The following is a 16,481-nucleotide window of genomic DNA, read 5'->3' on the forward strand; positions in this document are numbered from 1 at the left end:
CCCGGGGAGGCGGCCGTGCGGAGTGGACGGACTACCTGTCCAGGGACGGTGGTCCCCTGAACCCGCGCCGCTGCTTGACGCCGGACCGCCCGCACCTTCAGGGGTGCCGGCGGCTGACCAAGATGATAGCCGAGCCTCCCGGCGCAGCGGTGCTGTGTTCAGCCCTCGCGACACACACCGGTGAGGACGAGAATCCGTTCGGTGATGCCGTGCACGCCGCCGAGCCGCAGCTGCCGGCCCAGCGACGCGGCGCGCAACTGGGCGGCGATGACGACACCGACGCCCGCGGCGCCGAAGAAGCGAACCCCGCTCAGCTCCAGGCAGACCCGCTCGGCGCCCTCCAGGGCCTGGATCAGGGTGGCCTGGGCCAGCGGGGCCGTGTCGAGGTCGAGGTCCCCCTGGACGCTGACGACCACCTCGGGACCCGCTTCGCCGGGCTCGGCCGGGCGGACGCGGCGCGCGACGGTGGCGATGACCGACCCGTCCTGGGCGATGACCTGTGCGCTGGCCGCGGGGGTGGGAGTGGCGTGGCTCGGGGCCGGGATGTCCGCGACATCCGGGGCCGGCCGGCGCGGCAGCTGGCCTGAATTGGACATACCTCTCCCGTCAGTAAAAATCGACGGGCACTCGGCTTGACCCTCTATCAAGGTAGCCCGGCCGGGGCGCCCGGTGACCGCCGGGCCGGTGACACGTTTCCAACCGGCATCGTTGGGCACTCCGCGCCCATGCCGGCCACCCTCGAGGCGCCACCGCTGCCGCCGCACCTGCAACTGGAGATCACCTCTGCCTGCAACCTGCGCTGCATGATGTGCCTGGTGCGCTATCGGCCGCCGGTGAACAAGCTGGCCGGGGCCATGGCGCTGCCGCTGTTCCACCGGCTGGTCGGGGAGGTGCCCGGGCTGCGCAGACTGACGCTGCAGGGTCTCGGCGAGCCGCTGCTGTCCCCGCACCTGCCGGAGATGATCCGTACGGCGGTCGCCCGGCGGATCACCGTCGGCTTCAACACCAACGCCACCCTGCTCACCGCGCGGCGCGCCCGGGAGCTGGTGGAGAGCCGGGTCGACTGGCTGCACGTCTCGCTGGACGGCGCGCACGCCGGCGCGTACGAGGCCATCCGCGACGGCGCGCACTTCGACACCGTGCTCGCCAATCTGGCCGGGCTGGTACGGGCCAAGCGGGCGGCGGACAGCACCACCCCGTGGATCCGGGTGGTCTTCGTGGCGATGCGCGACAACGTGGGTGAGCTGCCCGCCCTGGTCGCCCTGCTGGGCGGGATCGGCGTGGACGAGCTGCACGTGCAGAACCTGTCGCACAGCTTCTCCGACACCGACCCGGCCGGCCGGTACGAGGGCATCCGCACCTTCACCGCCGACCAGGCACTCTGGACCGGAGCCGACCTGGAACGGGCCGCCGCGATGTTCGCCGAGTCGGCCCGGCTGGCCCGCGAGCTCGGGCTCAAGCTGCGGCTCCCGGCACTGGGACCGGCGCCACCGGCCGAGGCGGGACGGGGCCGGGGGTGTTCATGGCCGTGGGAGGCCGCGTACATCACGAGCGCCGGGGTCGTCCAGCCGTGCTGCATGGTCATGGGCGACGACCGGGTCACCCTGGGCCGCCTCGACCAGCAGAGCTTCCCGGAGATCTGGCACGGGCCCGCGTACCGGGAATTCCGGCGCCGGTTGGCCGGCGACGAACCGCCGGAGGTCTGCCGCGGATGCTCGCTGTACCAGCGGACTTTCTGAAGTGGCGGTCCGGCGGCCCTGCTGCGGAACCGCCGGAGCCCGCTAACCTGGACCTCTGCGTTCCCCGCCCGCACCGGCGACGGCGCAAGCGTCATGAAGCGGCACGACCCCGGATGCCGAACACCGAGGTCCGGAAGTAGACAGCGCACGGCCCGCACCGGCGACGCGGTGACGTGCACAACCCGAGGACGCATAGCTCATGACCGACAGACAGCCCATGGACCCGACCGACGCGTTCGCCGAGCTCGGCCGGATCAAGCTGAGCGAGACCGACATCGACGGCGTGCTCAACAAGATCGCCCAGCTGGCCGAACGCACCATCCCCGGCACCGACGAGGTCTCCGTGACCCTGGTCCGGGGCAAGGGCGCGTACACGGCTGCCTTCACGGGCGAGCTCGCCGTCGCGCTGGACGAAGCGCAGTACGAGAAGGGCCACGGCCCCTGCCTGGCCGCGTCCACGTCGGGTGACAGCCTCTCGCTGCCGGACATGGCCACCGAGAGCCGCTGGCCGGACTGGGCCGCCCGGGCCCGGGAGGCGGGGGTCAACAGCTCCCTGTCGATCGGCCTGCCGATCCACGAGTCGGTGAGCGGGGCGCTGAACGTCTACGCCCGCAAACCCGACACGTTCGACGACGACGCGATCATCCTGGCCCAGACCTTCGCCGGCTACGCGGCGGTGGCCCTGGCGAACGCCCACCTGTACGACGTCACGGCCACCCTCGCCCAGCACATGCAGGCGGCGATGGAGAGCCGGACGGTCATCGAGCAGGCCAAGGGCATCATCATGGGCGAGCGCCGGTGCACCGCCGACGAAGCGTTCCGGATCATGAGCAAACTGTCGCAGGACTCCAACCGCAAGCTGCGCGACGTCGCGGCGGCCCTGGTCGACCGGGCCCAGCAGCCGCCGCGGTCCTCAACCTGATCCTGTACTGGTCATCCGCAACCGTCCGGCGATACCGTGCAAGGCGAGCCTTCAGCAGGGAGGGCACCCCGCAGGTGCCTATTTCTGGAGCGTGTCCATGCTCGCCGAAGCCTCATCCGCATCCCGCCACGACGACCGCTGTCCGCTGATCGAGGTCCGCCAAGCCGACGAAGACGGCCAGTTGCGGCTGCTGATCTCCGGCGACGTCGACGAGATCAGCGCCCGGCACCTGCAGCAGTGCCTGATCGACGTGCTGCGCCGCGAACCTCCCCGCGACATCGGCGTGGACGTCTCCGGCGTGACGTTCCTGGACGCCGCCGGCATCGAGGCGCTGCTGCGCTGCCAGGCCGACGCCCGGCAGCTGGAATGCCGGCTGTTCCTGACCGACCCCACCCCGATGACCTACCGGGTGCTGCAGATCGCGGGCCTACTGGAGCAGTTCGGGCTGGCCCGGCCGCGGCCGGACGGGCACGGGCACACCCCGGCCGGGGCCGAGCTCGGCATGGTCAACTGCGGCCTGACCGGCTGACTCCAGCGGTACGCGCTCAGTCCGGCGTCTCGTCCGGTCCCAGATCCACCGAGCTGCGCCCGCAGCGCCCGGACAGCAGCATCGTCGACGGACCCGGCGCGCTGCGTGGCGTGCGCAACGATGGCGTCCTCGTCGGCGGGAAACTCCTGGGCTCCGGTGAAGGTCTTGTGGCTCATGTTCTCCTTCAGTTCTCGGCCACGGCAGTCCCGGACCCCACTCGCGTGAGCCCTGCGCTCCGGGACTCCCGCGAGGCGCCGTATGCCCCGGATCCGGCGGGTCGGTCACTGGTTTGACCCGTCCGTGCCCGGGGCAAGCGGCATCGATGGAGCCACTTCGATCCACCGGTCCCGGCGGGCCGGACCACCCGCTGCCGATCGCCCAGGTCAGCACCGGCATGACCGTCATCGACGCGGCCGGCGACGAAATCGGCACCGTCACCGCGGTCGAGATGCCCGGCACCGAGACCCGGCCGGGCCTGTCCGGCGACGGGGCAGATGACGGGGCGGGCCGGCTGATGTCCGAGGGTTATCTGCGGGCGGGCAGCACCGGCCTGTTCGCCAAGGCCTGGTACGCCGACGGGTCCCAGATCGCCGACGTCACCACGACGGACGAGGAAGGCGTCGTGACTCTCACCGTGAGCAAGCAGCAGCTGCACCGCGCCGGCTGACACCGGCCGACATGCAGGAGCCGGGTCGCGGGCTCAATGACGCCCTCAGGCGTCGTCGCGCTCATCGTCGGCAAGCAAGCGCCGCGTCGGGACTACGTCGCTGGAGCGTCATCAGCAAGCGGGCGCTGCGCGGCACGGCCTCAGGCGTCCTCCAGCCACTGGCTGACCGCGTGGAACGGTACCGGCGGCTGAGGCGGCCCCCGCTGACCTTGGTGACCAGCTCCGCGGCGACCTCGCGCAGCTTCCGGTTGCGGTGCTGGGACGCCTGGCGCAGCAGGTCGAACGCCTGCTCCGCCGTGCAGCGCTGCTGGGCCATCAGGATGCCCAGCGCCTGGTCGATGATGCTGCGCGCCGCCATCGCCGCGGTCAGCTGACGGCGCAGCACGGCGGCGTCGGACTGGCACAGCGCCACGGTGAGGGCCGCTCCGCACTGGACCGCGAACGCTTCGGCGTGCCGGCGGGCGGCGCCGCGGAAGGCAGCCGGTTCGTGGGCGTACAGGTTGAGGGCGCCGATCGTGCGGTCCCCCACCCGCAGTGGCAGGGAAAGTGAGCTGCCGATCCCGCAGGCGACGGCGAACGACGCGAAGTCCGGCCAGCGGGTGTCGGCGGCCAGGTCGTCCGCCGCGACCACTTCGCCCCGGCGTAGCGCGTCGAGGCAGGGGCCGCTGTCGGTGCCATACTGCACCTCGCCCACCTGCGCGGCGAGCGGGGTGCTGGTCGCGGCCGTGACGAAGCGTCCCTCGCGGTCGAAGGTGATGCCACCGGCCGCGGCGGGTGTCACCACCTCGGCGGCCAGCCGGATCACCTGCTCCAGGAAGCCGTCCAGCTGCGGGGAGTCGACCAGCAGGGTGACCAGCCCGCCGTAGGCGAGGATGTTGCCGGTCTCGGATTCCGCGACCATGCGCGCCGGCGCGCCGATGTTCACGCTCAGCACCGACGAGGCCGGCGCGGTGACCGTCGTCCGGGCCTGCGGTGAGCTCGACCGCGACACCGCCCCGGCTTTGATCGAGCACGCTGACCACCTCGTCGCCGAGCACTCCCCGCTGGTGCTGGTACTCGACCTGGCCGGCGTGGACCATCTCGGCGCCGCGGGCATCACCGCCCTGCTGCACGTGCGCGAAGCGCTGGTCCGCCGCGGTGGCCGCCTCGTTCTGCGGGAGCCGTCGCCACCGGTCCGCACGGTGTTGCGCCTGGGTCAGGTGGCCGGGCTCTTCGACGTCGATGCGACCGGCGAGACATCCGGGATACATATCCCCTCGCAGATCGGGTAGGCGCTCCGGCAACGGAAAGGAGCTCATCATGACCAATCCTCAGCAGCCGGAACTACGCCGCAGCGGCGAGTCGCCGACCAGCAAGCAGCGCACCGAGGACGCGAATCCGACGAGCCCGCCGGGCGGCAGCCACGACAAGACCGGTGACAGCCCGGTCCCCGAGAGCCAGGTCTCGCCGTACGGCCCCGGCGGGCGTACCGCGTCCGACGGCTCGTGACCGGCCGGCCATCCCGACCGTGAGCGTGCAGAGACTCGTCCGAGGGCTGCTCGCCGGAGTGCTGGTCGCCGCCGCCTCCGGTTGTGTGGTCGTCTCGTCCGGCGGCACCGAGCCGCGCCGGCCCGTGCCGCCGGGTGGCTTGGGCCGGATGAACAACGCGTCGGCGAACGCGGTGCCCGGCGACGTCGTCACCGGGGCATTGCGCGACGTCGAGCGCTTCTGGTCGGCGGCCTACCCGCGGGTCGCCGGCGGTGCCGCCTTCACGCCGATCAAGGGCGGCTACCACCCGTACACTCGCTCGGACCCGGCGCCGGCCTGCGGCGGCCAGGCCGCCGCGTACCAGCCGAACGCCTTCTACTGCCCGGCCGGCGACTTCGTCGCCTGGGACGCCGAGACGCTGATCCCCCAGCTGTACAGCGATTTCGGCCCGCTGCTCGTCGGCTTCGTCATGGCCCACGAGTACGGGCACGCGATCCAGTCCCGGCTGGGCGTCACCGAGCAGCCCACCGTCGTACTGGAGCAGCAGGCCGACTGTTTCGCCGGAGCCTGGACCGCCGACGTGCTGGCCGGCCGGTCGACGGCGTTCAAGAGCGTCACCCCGGCCCAGCTCGACAACACGGTCGCCGGGATGCTGCTGCTGCGCGACGAGCCGGGCACCGCGGCGCAGAACCCGCAGGCGCACGGCAACGCCTTCGACCGGATCCGGGCCATGCAGGACGGCGTGGAGAAGGGCGTGTCGCTCTGCGCCGACTACCGGGCGGACAACGTACCGGTGACCGAGGTCCCCTTCACCACCCAGGAGGAGGCCGCCACAGGTGGGGACCTGCCGTACGCACAAGCGGTGGACGCCCTCAGCAAGGACGCGCAGGCGTACTGGGCGCGGGCGTATCCGCAGCTCACCGGCCAGCCCTGGGAGACGTTGGGCGTGCAGGCGTTCGAGAGCGGCTCGGCGCCGTCCTGCCCGGCCCCGGACTCCTCGGCCGGCGGTGCGGCCTTCTACTGCCCGGACGGCGATTTCATCGCGTTCGACGACGAGCAGCTCGGGCAGCAGTTGTACCAGCGCATCGGGGACAACGCGGTCGGCATGCTGCTCGGGGATCTCTTCGCCCGGGCGGTTCAGGACCGCCGTGGTGCGCAGACTCAGGACCGGGCCGGCCAGCTCGCGGTGGACTGCTTCGCCGGGGCGTGGACGAACGATCTGCTGACCCGTGATCCCGCGGCGGGGATCCGGTTGTCGCCCGGCGATCTCGACGAGGCGGTGGCGGCTCTGCTGGCCTTCGGCCGGGCCGGGTCCCAGCAGGAGGCCAGCGCCTTCGACCGGATCGGCGCCTATCGCGGGGGCGTCCTGAAGGGGCTGCCTTCCTGCAGCTGAGAAAGCACGAGAACCGGCGGTGGGCAAAGAGCCCACCGCCGGGACCTACCGGCCTTCCTCCAGCCGGTGGTCGGTGTCCTCCTGGTACCGGGCGCCGCTGTCGGACTCGCTAGTCAGCGGCCGGGCGCCGCCTTCGGGTGGTCCCGCCTCGGACTGCTCACCGGCGGCCAGCTCGGGGAACTTCGCGTCGAAGGCCGGCCGCTCGGAACGGATCCGCGGCATCTTGTCGAAGTTGCGCAGCGGCGGGGGCGACGAGGTGGCCCACTCCAGCGAGTTGCCATGGCCCCACGGGTCGTTCGCCGTGACCAGCAGACCGGCCTTGTACGAATGCCAGACGTTGTACAGGAACGGCAGGGTGGAGGCGCCGAGGATGAACGAGCCGATGGTCGAGACGGTGTTGAGCGCGGTGAAGCCGTCGTCCGCGAGGTAGTCGGCGTACCGCCGCGGCATGCCCTCCGCGCCCAGCCAGTGCTGCACCAGGAAGGTCGTGTGGAAGCCGAGGAAGGTCAGCCAGAAGTGCACCTTGCCGAGGCGGTCGTCGAGCATCCGGCCGAACATCTTCGGGAACCAGAAGTAGATGCCGGAGAACACCGCGAACACGATCGTGCCGAACAGCACGTAGTGGAAGTGCGCCACGACGAAGTAGCTGTCGTGCACGTGGAAGTCGATCGGCGGGGAGGCCAGCAGCACGCCGGTCAGGCCACCGAGCAGGAAGGTCACCATGAAGCCGAGCGCGAACAGCATCGGGGTCTCGAGGCTGACCTGCCCACGCCACATCGTGCCGATCCACACGAAGAACTTCATGCCCGTGGGCACGGCGATGAGGAAGCTCAGCAGGCTGAAGAACGGCAGCAGCACCTGTCCGGTGGCGAACATGTGGTGCGCCCACACGCTGAACGACAGCATGCCGATGAGGATCGTGGCACCGACCAGGCCCTTGTAGCCGAAGACCGGCTTGCGGCTGAAGACCGGGATGACCTCGGTGACGATGCCGAAGAACGGCAGCGCCACGATGTAGACCTCGGGGTGGCCGAAGAACCAGAACAGGTGCTGCCACAGCATCGGGCCGCCGGTGTCCACGTCGAACACGTGCGCGCCGAGCACGCGGTCCGCGGCCAGGGCGAACAGCGCCGCGGCCAGGAACGGGAAGACCGCGATGACCAGCAGGCTGGTGATCAGGATGTTCCAGGTGAAAATCGGCATCCGGAACATCGTCATGCCCGGCGCCCGCAGCGTCAGGATGGTGGTGATCATGTTGACGCCGCCGAGGATCGTGCCGAGGCCGGACAGCGCCAGTCCGACGACCCACATGTTGCCGCCGACGCCGGGTGAGTGCAGCGAGGTGCTCAGCGGGGTGTATGCCGTCCAGCCGAAGTCCGCAGCGCCGGTGGGAGTCAGGAAGCCCCCGACGGCGATGATCGCGCCGAACAGGTACAGCCAGTACGCGAAAGCGTTGAGCCGCGGGAACGACACGTCGGGCGCGCCGATCTGGATCGGCACCACGAAGTTGGCGAAGGCGAACACGATCGGCGTCGCGAACAACAGCAGCATGATCGTGCCGTGCATCGTGAACAGCTGGTTGTACTGCTCCGGCGAGAGGATCTGCATGCCGGGGCGGGCCAGTTCGGCCCGCATGAGCAGCGCCATGAAGCCACCGACCATGAAAAAGACGAAGGCCGTGGTCATGTACATGATGCCGATCTGCTTCGCGTCCGTGGTGCGCAGCATGCGGGCCAGCGCGGAACCACGGACCTGGCGCCGGACCGGCCACGGCCGGGTCACTACCGGGCGCGGGGTGACAGCAGTCATGCCTACTCCTCCACCGTACGGATGACGGCGGCCTACCCACCCACAGCTCTTTCTAACCGGCGACCACGAATCGGCCGGTTTGAATCTGGCCGGCCGGGGTACGCGCGCTGTTTCCTGCGGCCCGGGAGGTGGGAGATGCTCGACGACCGGGAGCGCCGCGTGCTGGCGGAGATCGAGCGCGGACTGTCCCGGCAGGACGCCGCGTTCGCCTCCCGGATGCGAACAGCCGGCGAGGACCGTCCCGCCCCGACGGTCCTCGCGCTCTGTATCTCGCTCTACATCTCGCTGCCGATGGTGATGCTGTTGTTCGGCTGGGTCGCCGCGGTGTTCACCCTCGAAGCGTTCGCCGTGGTGATCGCGGTGGTGCTGGCCCGGCGCCGGAGCAGCCGGGCCCGTCGCTGAGGTGTGGGCTCAGCAGGCGTCCGGGCCGAGCCGGTTCCGCAGCTTGAGCAGCGCCGCCGACAACAGCCGCGACACGTGCATCTGCGACACCCCGATCTGGGTGGCGATCTGCGTCTGCGTCTGGTTGCCGAAGAAGCGCAGCGTCACGATGGTCCGCTCGCGCTCGGTGAGGCACTTCATCGCGGGACCCAGGCTCAGGTGCAGCTCGGTACGGGCGTAGTCGTCGTCCTCGTCACCCAGGGTGTCGCCGAGCTCCAGCGTGCCGCTCTCGGTGCCGACCGGCGTGGAGAGCGAGGTCGTGCTGTACGCGCGGGCACCCTCCAGGCCTTCGAGCACCGCCTCCTCGCTGACCTTGAGATAGCCGGCGATGTCGGCGACCGTGGGGGCCCGCCCGAGGCTGTGCGCCAGGACCGTACCGGCGTCACTGATGGCCATCCGCATCTCCTGGAGCCGCCGCGGGACCCGGATGGCCCACGCGCGGTCGCGGAAGTGCCGCTTGATCTCGCCGAGGATGGTGGGGATCGCGAAGACCGTGAAGTCGACGCCGACCTCGGCGTCGAACCGGTCGATCGCCTTGATCAGGCCGACGGTCGCGGCCTGGACCAGGTCGTCCAGCGGCTCGCCGCGGCCGGCGTAGCGGCGGGCGAGGCGCCGGGTCATCGGCAGCCAGGCCTCGATGGTCTCGTCCCGCAGCCGCGGTCGCGCGGGGTCGCCCTGCGGGGTGCGCGCCAGGGCCGCGATCAGCTCCACGCCCCGCTCCTCCGTCGCGGCGTCGCCGTAGTCGGACGGGCGGCGGGACTGGATCGGCCTCGTGGCAGGTGCGTACATGATGGTTCCTCTTCTCGAACGCTGCGTCGTGGGCATCCGTTGCCGGACCACCCGCGGACTGCCGCGGCGGGGGAACACATCTGCACGTCGAAGAGGCGTGAGGTCCGCACCGCGACAGAGACATCGCATGGTGGTGATCTCGGCGCCTTCTTGACCGATGCAGTAGACCGTAGCCGAAGAGTGGAGCTATGACTAGCCGAAAGTATGAGTCTTTCTGGCGAGTCGGGTGAGAGGCCCTCATCCGTGGGGCGCCGGACCCCTTGGGTGTCGGTTTACCTCGACGCCGTCGCCACCGCTGTCGAGAACCACCCCTACCAGCCCGGACGCTACGGAATGGCCGTCTTCGCCACCGGCGGCGAGGTGGCCCTGCTGGACGAGCTGCCGGCTCCGCCACCCGCCGACGAGGCGTTCCTCGAGCCGCTGCCACACGTCATGCCGCTGCTGGCCCAGCGCGGTGAGGAAGTGCCCTATGTGCGGGTGCTGGCCGACCGTACCGGGGCCGACCTGGAGGGGATCTCGGCCGGCGCCGCGCCGCGGCGCCGGCAGGTCAGCGGGGGTGAGTCCTTCCCGCTGCGCAAGGTGCACGCCGGCGGCTGGTCGGACCGCCGCTACGACCAGGCGGTCGAGGAGGCGTGGAAGCGCAACGCGCAGGACGTGACCGCCGCCGCGACGGAGCCGGCCGAGTCGCTCGGCGCCGAGATCATCGTGGTCGGTGGCGACGTCCGGGCCGTGCAGAAGTTCGCGGACCAACTGCCCAAGCGGTGGCAGGACCCAGCGCGGCGACGACACAGCCGGTACCGGCCTGGCCGATGTGGTGACCCGGCTCCAGCGCGGCCAGGTCGACACGGTTCTGCTGGTCGACGACCCGTCCTCGACCGACGTGCTCTCCATCGCGCCGGACGATCCGACCCTGGTGGTCACGAATCCAGAGCTGCTGCGCGAGGCCGGCGTCGGCGACCCGCGCCGGGTCCGCGCCGACGCCAGCACCGCCGCCTCCTGACCCGCGCAGACAATTGCCCGGTCACCCCGCTCGGGGTGACCGGGCACCTGCTTGCCGGAGCGCGGGACGGTCAGCCGGTCGCGCGCGGCCGGCTGGTGACCGCGGACAGCGGCGCGGCGACGTCCTCCAGAGACTTGCCCTCCGCGTCGATGCCCAGGAAGATCTCGACGATGCCGCCGATGATCATCACGCCGGCGCCGATCAGGTAGCCGATCAGCAGCTTGCCGGTGTCACCCTCGCCGATCAGGTAGCCGTAGAAGACCGGCCCGATCGCGCCGAAGCACTGGGCGATGGCGAAGAAGACCGCGATGGCCTGGGCCCGGATCTCCAGCGGGAAGATCTCGCTGACGGTCAGGTACGCGGAACTGGCCCCGGCCGACGCGAAGAAGAAGATCACACTCCACGCGATCGTCTGGGTGATCGCGTTCAGCACCCCGGCGTTGAACAGGAACGCGGTGATCGCCAGCAGGACACCGGAGAGCAGATAGGTGCCGGCGATCATCTTGCGCCGGCCGATCACGTCGAAGAGGTGGCCGATGGTCAGCGGACCGATCAGATTGCCCAGCGCGAACGCGATCAGGTACAGCGGCGCGTCCTCCTTGTCGACGCCGTAGATGTCGGTCAGCACCAGCGTGTAGGTGAAGAAGATCGCGTTGTACAGGAACGACTGGGTGATCATCAGCGTGGCACCCAGGATCGACCGGGACGGGTACTGCTTGAAGAGCACTCGCAGCAGCGACAGGTAGCCGTGCGCCTTGGCCGGCTGGATCTCGATGGCCTTGGACTCGTCCACCGGCGCCAGCCGCTGCCCGGACTTCTCGGCCTCGTGCTCGATGTATCGGATGTTCTCCTCGGCCTCGGCCTCCCGGCCGTGCATGATGAGCCAGCGCGGGCTCTCCGGCAGGTGCCGGCGCATGTTCCAGATCAGCGCACCGAGGACCGGGCCGATCAGGAAGCCGATCCGCCAGGCGATGTTCAGGTCCACCTGGTTGAGCAGCACGTAGGTGCCCAGCGTGCCGATGATCGCGCCGCCCCAGTAGGTGCCGTTGACGCCGATGTCGACCCGGCCGCGGTACTTGGCCGGCATCATCTCGTCGATGGCGGAGTTGATCGCGGCGTACTCACCGCCGATACCGGCTCCGGCTATGAATCTCGTCAGGTACAGAAAGATCAGCGCCAGGGTGCTGTTCCCCCAGGTCAGCGCGGTGAGTGCGTTGCCGGCGAGGTAGACGCCGAGGGTGACGACGAACAGGTTCTTGCGGCCGAGCGCGTCGGAGAGCCGGCCGAAGAACAGCGCACCGAACACCTCACCGAGCAGGTAGACCGTGGCGATGGCGCCGACCTCGGTGGTGCTCAGGCCGAGGGTGGCCTTGTCGGTGAGCACCGGGCCGATGGCACCGGCGATGGTGATCTCGATGCCGTCGAGGACCCACGCCGTGCCGAGCGCCATGACCATGCGGGTGTGGAACGGGGACCAGTTGAGCCGGTCGATGCGAGCCGGGATCAGGCTGCGGATGGTGCCCGTGCCGGGCGCCGAACCGAGGGACTGGGCCATTTGTGCCCCTCCATTTCCGAGACGTGTGGCCCGGAATACCCAGCGATCTCCCAGCTAGCCATCAGTTTATGAAGATCTTTTCGGTCGGTTCAGGGCCGCGGCGAGGTCCTGGTCCAGGAACGTTCGCCGCGCCGGGTGGTCGCCGCGACACACCGCGGGCAGATGAACCGGACCTCGTCGCTCGCGGTCACCACGTCGGTGGCCCGGAAGTCGAACCGCACGTGCGGGAAGCGCCGCAGCCGCGTCCGGCTCAGGGCCAGCCCGCAGACCGTCTGATTGGTGCCGGGCAGCCACGCGTGCACCTCGCCGCCCGGCTGCCGGACGCCCTCGGGCGCGACCCACTCGCTCGACGCGGCGACCGCCGCATTCGTCACTCGTGCCATGCCGGCGGATTCCCGCCGGCATCCCGCCTACACCCCCGTTTTTCGGCGGATCGGGGGTCAGGCGAGGCGCTGCCACAGGTACGCGAGGGTCGCCGCCCCGTTGACCAGCATGTCGATGGACACCCGCTCGTCGCTGTCGTGCCAGCGGTCCTCGGGCAGGCCCACGCCGAAGAAGACCAGCGGGGCGTCCAGTTGCCGGGCCAGCAACTCGGCCGGACCGCCGCCGGCATTGCCCATCCGCCCGGCCGGTACGCCGAAGCCGTCCTCGATTGCCGCCGCCAGCACCTCGAGAGCCGGCAGGTCCTGCGGCGTCTCGTACGGCTCCTGCATCGTCTCCTCGGCCACCGTCAGCTGGTAATCGACCGTGTCGCTGATGGTGTCGGCAACCCAGCGCCGCAACTGCTCGGCCACGTCGGCGCACCGCTGGCCGATCACCGTGCGGATGCTGATGGTCGCCGAGGCCACCGCGGGGATGGCGGAACGGGTGACACCGACCGGGTCCCCCGCGACCAAGCTGATGATCTCCGCCGCCGGGCGGGTCCAGAGCTTCTCCAGCACCGTGTAGCCGGCCTCGCCCGTGATGCTGCGGGTCTCCGAGCGTTCCAGCCAGTCCTGCTCGGTGAACGGCAGGGCGGCGAACTCGGCGCGGCGGCGCCCGGACGGTTCGGCGACCTCGTCGTAGAAGCCCGGCAGCGTCAGCCGCCCCTTGTCGTCGTGCAGGGCGCCCAGCAGCCGGGACAGTTCCACGGCGGCGTTGGGTGCGGGCCCGGAGGCGGCGCCGCTGTGCACGTCGCGGCGGGGTCCGTACACCTCCAGCTCGGCCATGACCATGCCGCGCACGCTGGTGCAGACGGCCGGGTGGTCGGCCCGCCAGGTGAGGGTGTCGGAGAAGACCACCAGGTCGGCGTCCAGCCGCTCGCGGTGCTCCTCGATCAGCCCGGCCAGGTGGGTCGAGCCGGCCTCCTCCTCCCCCTCGACGATGACCTTCAGGTTCACCGCGGGCGCCGCGCGGCCGGTCGCCGCGAGGTGGGCCCGGATGCCCCAGAGGTGGCTCAGCACCTGGCCCTTGGCGTCGGAGGTACCGCGCCCGTAGACCCGGCCGTCGCGAACCGCCGGCTCGAACGGAGCCGTCTCCTCCCACAGCTCGTCCTTGGCCGCCCGCACGTCGTGGTGGCTGTAGATCAGCACGGTCGGCGCACCCGGGGCGGCGCACCACTCGGCGTAGACCGCCGGGGCGCCTTCGACCGGCCAGACCTCCACGGTCGGGAATCCGATGTCGCGCAGCGCCGCGGCCAGCCAGTTCGCCGACCGGATCAGGTCCGGCCCGTGTTCCGGTACGCCGGCCACCGACCGCAGCCGCACCCAGCCGATGAGCTCGTCGACGATGTCGTCCTGCCGCCCCCGCAGAAAGCTGTGAATCATGGCCGGCGACTACCCCGGTGACCGGGTGTCATGCGCCCACGAGCTGAGCGGCGGCCAGCACCTCGGTCGTCTCGGCGGCGCCGATCGGGCGCCCGAAGTGGTAACCCTGGCCCTTGTCGCAGCCGAGCTCGCGCAGGACGGCGAGCTGGGCCGGGGTCTCGACACCCTCGGCGACCGCGGCCAGCCGCAGATTGTGGGCCAGGTCGACGATGGTCCGGACGAACGACAGCTGCCGTTCGGCCGTGCCGGATCCGTCCGCCGGCAGGAACGACCGGTCGATCTTGAGGATGTCGATGGGCAGGTCGCGCAGGTAGGCCAGCGACGAGTAGCCGGTGCCGAAGTCGTCGACGGCGACCCGGACGCCCTGCCGGCGCAACGCGGTGAGCTGGGCGATGGTCCGGTCGTCCCGGTTCGCGGCACCGACCAGCATCCCCTCGGTGATCTCCAGGATCAGCGCGGTGGGCGGCAACCCGGAGTCCCGCAGCGCCCGGTCGACCGTCGCCGCGTAGCCGGGCTCCATGAGCTGGCGGGGAGAGACGTTGACGGTCACCGCCGTACCGTGCTGCCGGTGCCAGCCGGCGGCGTCCCGGCAGGCCTGCCGCAGCACCCATTCGCCGAGGGCGACGATGAGCCCGCTGTCCTCGGCGGCCGGGATGAACCGGTCCGGGCCGACGAGCTCCCCCGGCCGGGGGAACCAGCGCACCAGCGCCTCGACCGCGTCGAAGCCGCCGGTGCTCAGCGTGACGATCGGCTGGTAGTACACGGTGAACTGCTCGGCGGTGAGGGCGGTGCGCAGCCGGTCGATCAGCTCGGTGCGCTCCAGCTGCCGCTCGCGCAGGCCGGCGTCGTAGGTCACCGCCCGGTCCCGGCCGGCGGCCTTGGCCTCGTACAGGGCCAGGTCGGCGTCACTGAGCGCGTCGGTGCTGCCGGCCGAGCCGGCCAGCCGGCGTACCCCGATGCTGATCGTCACGTGCAGGCGGTGGCCGTGGATGTCGGCGGGGCGCCGCACCGCGGCCAGGATGTCCGCGCACCGGTTGTCGACCGCCTCGGCGTCACCGCACGGCATCAGGACGGCGAACTCGTCGCCACCGAGGCGGGCGAGCAGCGCGTCGGGCCCCACGGTGTGCCGCAGCCGCTGCCCGAGAGCGACCAGCAGCGCGTCCCCGATCGGGTGACCCAGGCTCTCGTTGATGTGCTTGAAGCCGTCGACGTCGAGCAGCAACAGGCAGCCGGGGTCGTCGTGGTGCGCCCGGGCGCGCAGCTCGCGGTCCAGGTGCAGGCGGTTCGGCAGTCCGGTCAGCGGATCGTGCAGGGCGAGGTGGCTCATCTCCTGTTGCAGGGTGGCCTGGTACTCCACGGCGGCCTGAAGGTCGTCCGCGCGCCGCCGGGCCAGGGCGCTGGCGCGGGTCAGGCGGGCGATGAGCAGGACGGAGGTGACCGCGGTGGCGCCGAGCGGCAGGACGACGTCGATGACGTCGAGATCTCCCTCCGCGATGTCCTGCACCAGGGCGTAGCCGGTGGCCGCCGGCCCGATCAGCACGACCGTGAGCAGACCGGCCATGGTCCACCGGCCGTTGCCCGGCGGCAGGCGGCTCTCGTCGGCGCCGGGCTCGACGGCCATGGACGGGTGCAGGGCGGCCGCGCCCAGCAGCACCAGGAACATCAGCCAGCCGGCGGCGCTGAAGGACGATCCGGCCCACCGGCCGCCGGCCATCACGGCGACGATGTAGGCCACGTCCGCGGCCAGGACCACGATTACGGCCAGCACGAGGAACTGCTGGGCGCGGCTCAGCGCCCGCGTGGTGAAGCGCAGCCGGACCACCATGGTGAGGACGAGCAGGTCCAGGAACGGGTACGCGAGCACGGCGGCACCGGCCGACCAGTCGTCGCGGTCGTTCATGAACGGGTCCAGCAGGAAGACCCAGGCGAGCACGACAGCGGTGCACGCCACGATGCCCGCCTCGCTCATGCCCGCCAGCGCCGCACCCCGGCGCCGGGATGCCGACAGGGCCGCCACGGCGGCGGCGACCAGCAGGTACATCGAGAAGTAGACGACATCGGTCCAGGTGACCGCCGTGTTCAGCACGGTGGCCGGCTGCTGGAAGACCCACCGGCTGTGCGCGACCGCGCCGCAACCCATGCCGGCGGCCAGCAGCCACCAGCCCAGCGGGCGCGCGGGCCGGTGCTGCCGGACGCCGGCAGCCACGGCACCGATGACGGCCAGGCACAGCAGGGCATAGGCGGCCTCGCGGCCGGCGGGCGTGGCGAACGTGGCGGCGGCCGCCACGACGCTGCCGGCCAGCAGGAAGCCCTGCCAGGGCCCGAGCACGCGCTGCCCACCCGGCCCCGGCCGGCGGTGGCTTCC

17 protein-coding genes and 1 pseudogene are annotated in these 16,481 nt (G+C 71.2%); 10 read left to right on the forward strand and 8 right to left on the reverse strand.

All coding sequences use genetic code 11. The features are described 5' to 3' along the window. Positions 1-158: 158 nt before the first annotated feature. Positions 159-596 (reverse strand): STAS domain-containing protein, encoded by a 438-nt coding sequence (locus ACQP2Y_RS31890; protein ID WP_433719108.1) that lies wholly within the window; start codon positions 594-596, stop codon positions 159-161. Positions 597-725: 129 nt separating this feature from the next. On the opposite strand from ACQP2Y_RS31890, the gene ACQP2Y_RS31895 reads away from it, so the two are divergent. From ACQP2Y_RS31895 to ACQP2Y_RS31910, 4 genes are all read left to right on the forward strand, one after another. Further along, on the forward strand, positions 726-1,739 hold the full coding sequence (locus tag ACQP2Y_RS31895; protein WP_433719111.1) for a radical SAM/SPASM domain-containing protein: 1,014 nt from the start codon (positions 726-728) through the stop codon (positions 1,737-1,739). Between the two features lie 199 nt (positions 1,740-1,938). After that, positions 1,939-2,661: an ANTAR domain-containing protein gene (locus tag ACQP2Y_RS31900; RefSeq protein WP_433719113.1), complete on the forward strand. Its 723-nt coding sequence runs from the start codon at positions 1,939-1,941 to the stop codon at positions 2,659-2,661. Between the two features lie 97 nt (positions 2,662-2,758). Then, positions 2,759-3,190, forward strand: a complete 432-nt coding sequence (locus tag ACQP2Y_RS31905) for an STAS domain-containing protein (RefSeq protein WP_433719116.1) — start codon at positions 2,759-2,761, stop codon at positions 3,188-3,190. Between the two features lie 322 nt (positions 3,191-3,512). Further along, positions 3,513-3,857 (forward strand): hypothetical protein, encoded by a 345-nt coding sequence (locus tag ACQP2Y_RS31910; protein ID WP_433719118.1) that lies wholly within the window; start codon positions 3,513-3,515, stop codon positions 3,855-3,857. 61 nt (positions 3,858-3,918) lie between these two features. Here ACQP2Y_RS31910 and ACQP2Y_RS31915 read toward each other — a convergent pair whose 3' ends face one another. Beyond that, complete coding sequence (locus ACQP2Y_RS31915) at positions 3,919-4,782, reverse strand: GAF and ANTAR domain-containing protein (protein ID WP_433719121.1); 864 nt, start codon at positions 4,780-4,782, stop codon at positions 3,919-3,921. Here ACQP2Y_RS31915 and ACQP2Y_RS31920 point away from each other — a divergent pair. From ACQP2Y_RS31920 to ACQP2Y_RS31930, 3 genes are read left to right on the forward strand one after another with little or no spacing between them, the layout of a single operon-like run. Then, positions 4,775-5,128 carry an STAS domain-containing protein gene (locus tag ACQP2Y_RS31920; RefSeq protein ID WP_433719124.1) on the forward strand — a complete coding sequence of 118 codons (354 nt, stop codon included), beginning with the start codon at positions 4,775-4,777 and terminating at the stop codon, positions 5,126-5,128. The genes ACQP2Y_RS31915 and ACQP2Y_RS31920 overlap by 8 nt on opposite strands. 28 nt (positions 5,129-5,156) lie before the next feature. After that, complete coding sequence (locus ACQP2Y_RS31925) at positions 5,157-5,345, forward strand: hypothetical protein (RefSeq protein WP_360815166.1); 189 nt, start codon at positions 5,157-5,159, stop codon at positions 5,343-5,345. A 19-nt stretch (positions 5,346-5,364) separates the two neighbouring features. After that, positions 5,365-6,717, forward strand: a complete 1,353-nt coding sequence (locus tag ACQP2Y_RS31930; RefSeq protein ID WP_433719128.1) for a neutral zinc metallopeptidase — start codon at positions 5,365-5,367, stop codon at positions 6,715-6,717. A gap of 45 nt (positions 6,718-6,762) precedes the next feature. Here ACQP2Y_RS31930 and ctaD read toward each other — a convergent pair whose 3' ends face one another. Further along, positions 6,763-8,526: an aa3-type cytochrome oxidase subunit I gene (ctaD, locus tag ACQP2Y_RS31935; RefSeq protein ID WP_433719131.1), complete on the reverse strand. Its 1,764-nt coding sequence runs from the start codon at positions 8,524-8,526 to the stop codon at positions 6,763-6,765. Positions 8,527-8,661: 135 nt separating this feature from the next. Here ctaD and ACQP2Y_RS31940 point away from each other — a divergent pair, with 135 nt between their 5' ends. Continuing rightward, a complete protein-coding gene (locus ACQP2Y_RS31940; RefSeq protein WP_433719134.1) occupies positions 8,662-8,928 on the forward strand; it encodes a DUF3040 domain-containing protein in 267 nt (88 codons plus the stop codon). A 9-nt stretch (positions 8,929-8,937) separates the two neighbouring features. On the opposite strand, the gene ACQP2Y_RS31945 is transcribed toward ACQP2Y_RS31940, so the two are convergent. Beyond that, positions 8,938-9,756 carry a SigB/SigF/SigG family RNA polymerase sigma factor gene (locus tag ACQP2Y_RS31945; protein ID WP_433719137.1) on the reverse strand — a complete coding sequence of 273 codons (819 nt, stop codon included), beginning with the start codon at positions 9,754-9,756 and terminating at the stop codon, positions 8,938-8,940. Positions 9,757-10,188: 432 nt separating this feature from the next. Here ACQP2Y_RS31945 and ACQP2Y_RS31950 point away from each other — a divergent pair. Next, a pseudogene (locus tag ACQP2Y_RS31950) lies at positions 10,189-10,470 on the forward strand (Vms1/Ankzf1 family peptidyl-tRNA hydrolase); the annotation flags it as partial. Between the two features lie 97 nt (positions 10,471-10,567). Then, positions 10,568-10,756 carry a hypothetical protein gene (locus ACQP2Y_RS31955; protein ID WP_433732431.1) on the forward strand — a complete coding sequence of 63 codons (189 nt, stop codon included), beginning with the start codon at positions 10,568-10,570 and terminating at the stop codon, positions 10,754-10,756. Positions 10,757-10,826: 70 nt separating this feature from the next. Here the strand turns inward: ACQP2Y_RS31955 and ACQP2Y_RS31960 are convergent, their stop codons facing one another. The 4 genes from ACQP2Y_RS31960 to ACQP2Y_RS31975 all read right to left on the reverse strand — a co-directional run bounded on the left by ACQP2Y_RS31960 (position 10,827) and on the right by ACQP2Y_RS31975 (position 16,445). Further along, complete coding sequence (locus ACQP2Y_RS31960) at positions 10,827-12,311, reverse strand: MFS transporter (RefSeq protein ID WP_433719139.1); 1,485 nt, start codon at positions 12,309-12,311, stop codon at positions 10,827-10,829. A gap of 89 nt (positions 12,312-12,400) precedes the next feature. Next, positions 12,401-12,694, reverse strand: a complete 294-nt coding sequence (locus ACQP2Y_RS31965; RefSeq protein ID WP_360827720.1) for a hypothetical protein — start codon at positions 12,692-12,694, stop codon at positions 12,401-12,403. 57 nt (positions 12,695-12,751) lie between these two features. After that, positions 12,752-14,116, reverse strand: coding sequence for a M20/M25/M40 family metallo-hydrolase (locus ACQP2Y_RS31970; protein WP_433719141.1), 1,365 nt, complete (start codon positions 14,114-14,116; stop codon positions 12,752-12,754). A 28-nt stretch (positions 14,117-14,144) separates the two neighbouring features. Next, positions 14,145-16,445, reverse strand: coding sequence for a putative bifunctional diguanylate cyclase/phosphodiesterase (locus tag ACQP2Y_RS31975; protein ID WP_433719142.1), 2,301 nt, complete (start codon positions 16,443-16,445; stop codon positions 14,145-14,147). Positions 16,446-16,481: the final 36 nt, after the last annotated feature.

Origin of the sequence: Actinoplanes sp. CA-051413, from assembly GCF_050955795.1 — a bacterium.
In the GTDB taxonomy this organism is placed as follows: Bacteria; Actinomycetota; Actinomycetes; order Mycobacteriales; family Micromonosporaceae; genus Actinoplanes.

Excerpts from the sequence above, each read along its gene's own strand:
- ACQP2Y_RS31905 (WP_433719116.1), top strand. The coding sequence starts at position 2,759 with ATGCTCGCCGAAGCCTCATCCGCATCCCGCCACGACGACCGCTGTCCG.
- ACQP2Y_RS31900 (WP_433719113.1), top strand. The coding sequence starts at position 1,939 with ATGACCGACAGACAGCCCATGGACCCGACCGACGCGTTCGCCGAGCTC.
- ACQP2Y_RS31970 (WP_433719141.1), bottom strand. The coding sequence starts at position 14,116 with ATGATTCACAGCTTTCTGCGGGGGCGGCAGGACGACATCGTCGACGAG.
- ACQP2Y_RS31940 (WP_433719134.1), top strand. The coding sequence starts at position 8,662 with ATGCTCGACGACCGGGAGCGCCGCGTGCTGGCGGAGATCGAGCGCGGA.
- ACQP2Y_RS31960 (WP_433719139.1), bottom strand. The coding sequence starts at position 12,311 with ATGGCCCAGTCCCTCGGTTCGGCGCCCGGCACGGGCACCATCCGCAGC.
- ctaD (WP_433719131.1), bottom strand. The coding sequence starts at position 8,526 with ATGACTGCTGTCACCCCGCGCCCGGTAGTGACCCGGCCGTGGCCGGTC.
- ACQP2Y_RS31965 (WP_360827720.1), bottom strand. The coding sequence starts at position 12,694 with ATGGCACGAGTGACGAATGCGGCGGTCGCCGCGTCGAGCGAGTGGGTC.
- ACQP2Y_RS31890 (WP_433719108.1), bottom strand. The coding sequence starts at position 596 with ATGTCCAATTCAGGCCAGCTGCCGCGCCGGCCGGCCCCGGATGTCGCG.
- ACQP2Y_RS31920 (WP_433719124.1), top strand. The coding sequence starts at position 4,775 with ATGTTCACGCTCAGCACCGACGAGGCCGGCGCGGTGACCGTCGTCCGG.
- ACQP2Y_RS31895 (WP_433719111.1), top strand. The coding sequence starts at position 726 with ATGCCGGCCACCCTCGAGGCGCCACCGCTGCCGCCGCACCTGCAACTG.
- ACQP2Y_RS31945 (WP_433719137.1), bottom strand. The coding sequence starts at position 9,756 with ATGTACGCACCTGCCACGAGGCCGATCCAGTCCCGCCGCCCGTCCGAC.
- ACQP2Y_RS31910 (WP_433719118.1), top strand. The coding sequence starts at position 3,513 with ATGGAGCCACTTCGATCCACCGGTCCCGGCGGGCCGGACCACCCGCTG.
- ACQP2Y_RS31925 (WP_360815166.1), top strand. The coding sequence starts at position 5,157 with ATGACCAATCCTCAGCAGCCGGAACTACGCCGCAGCGGCGAGTCGCCG.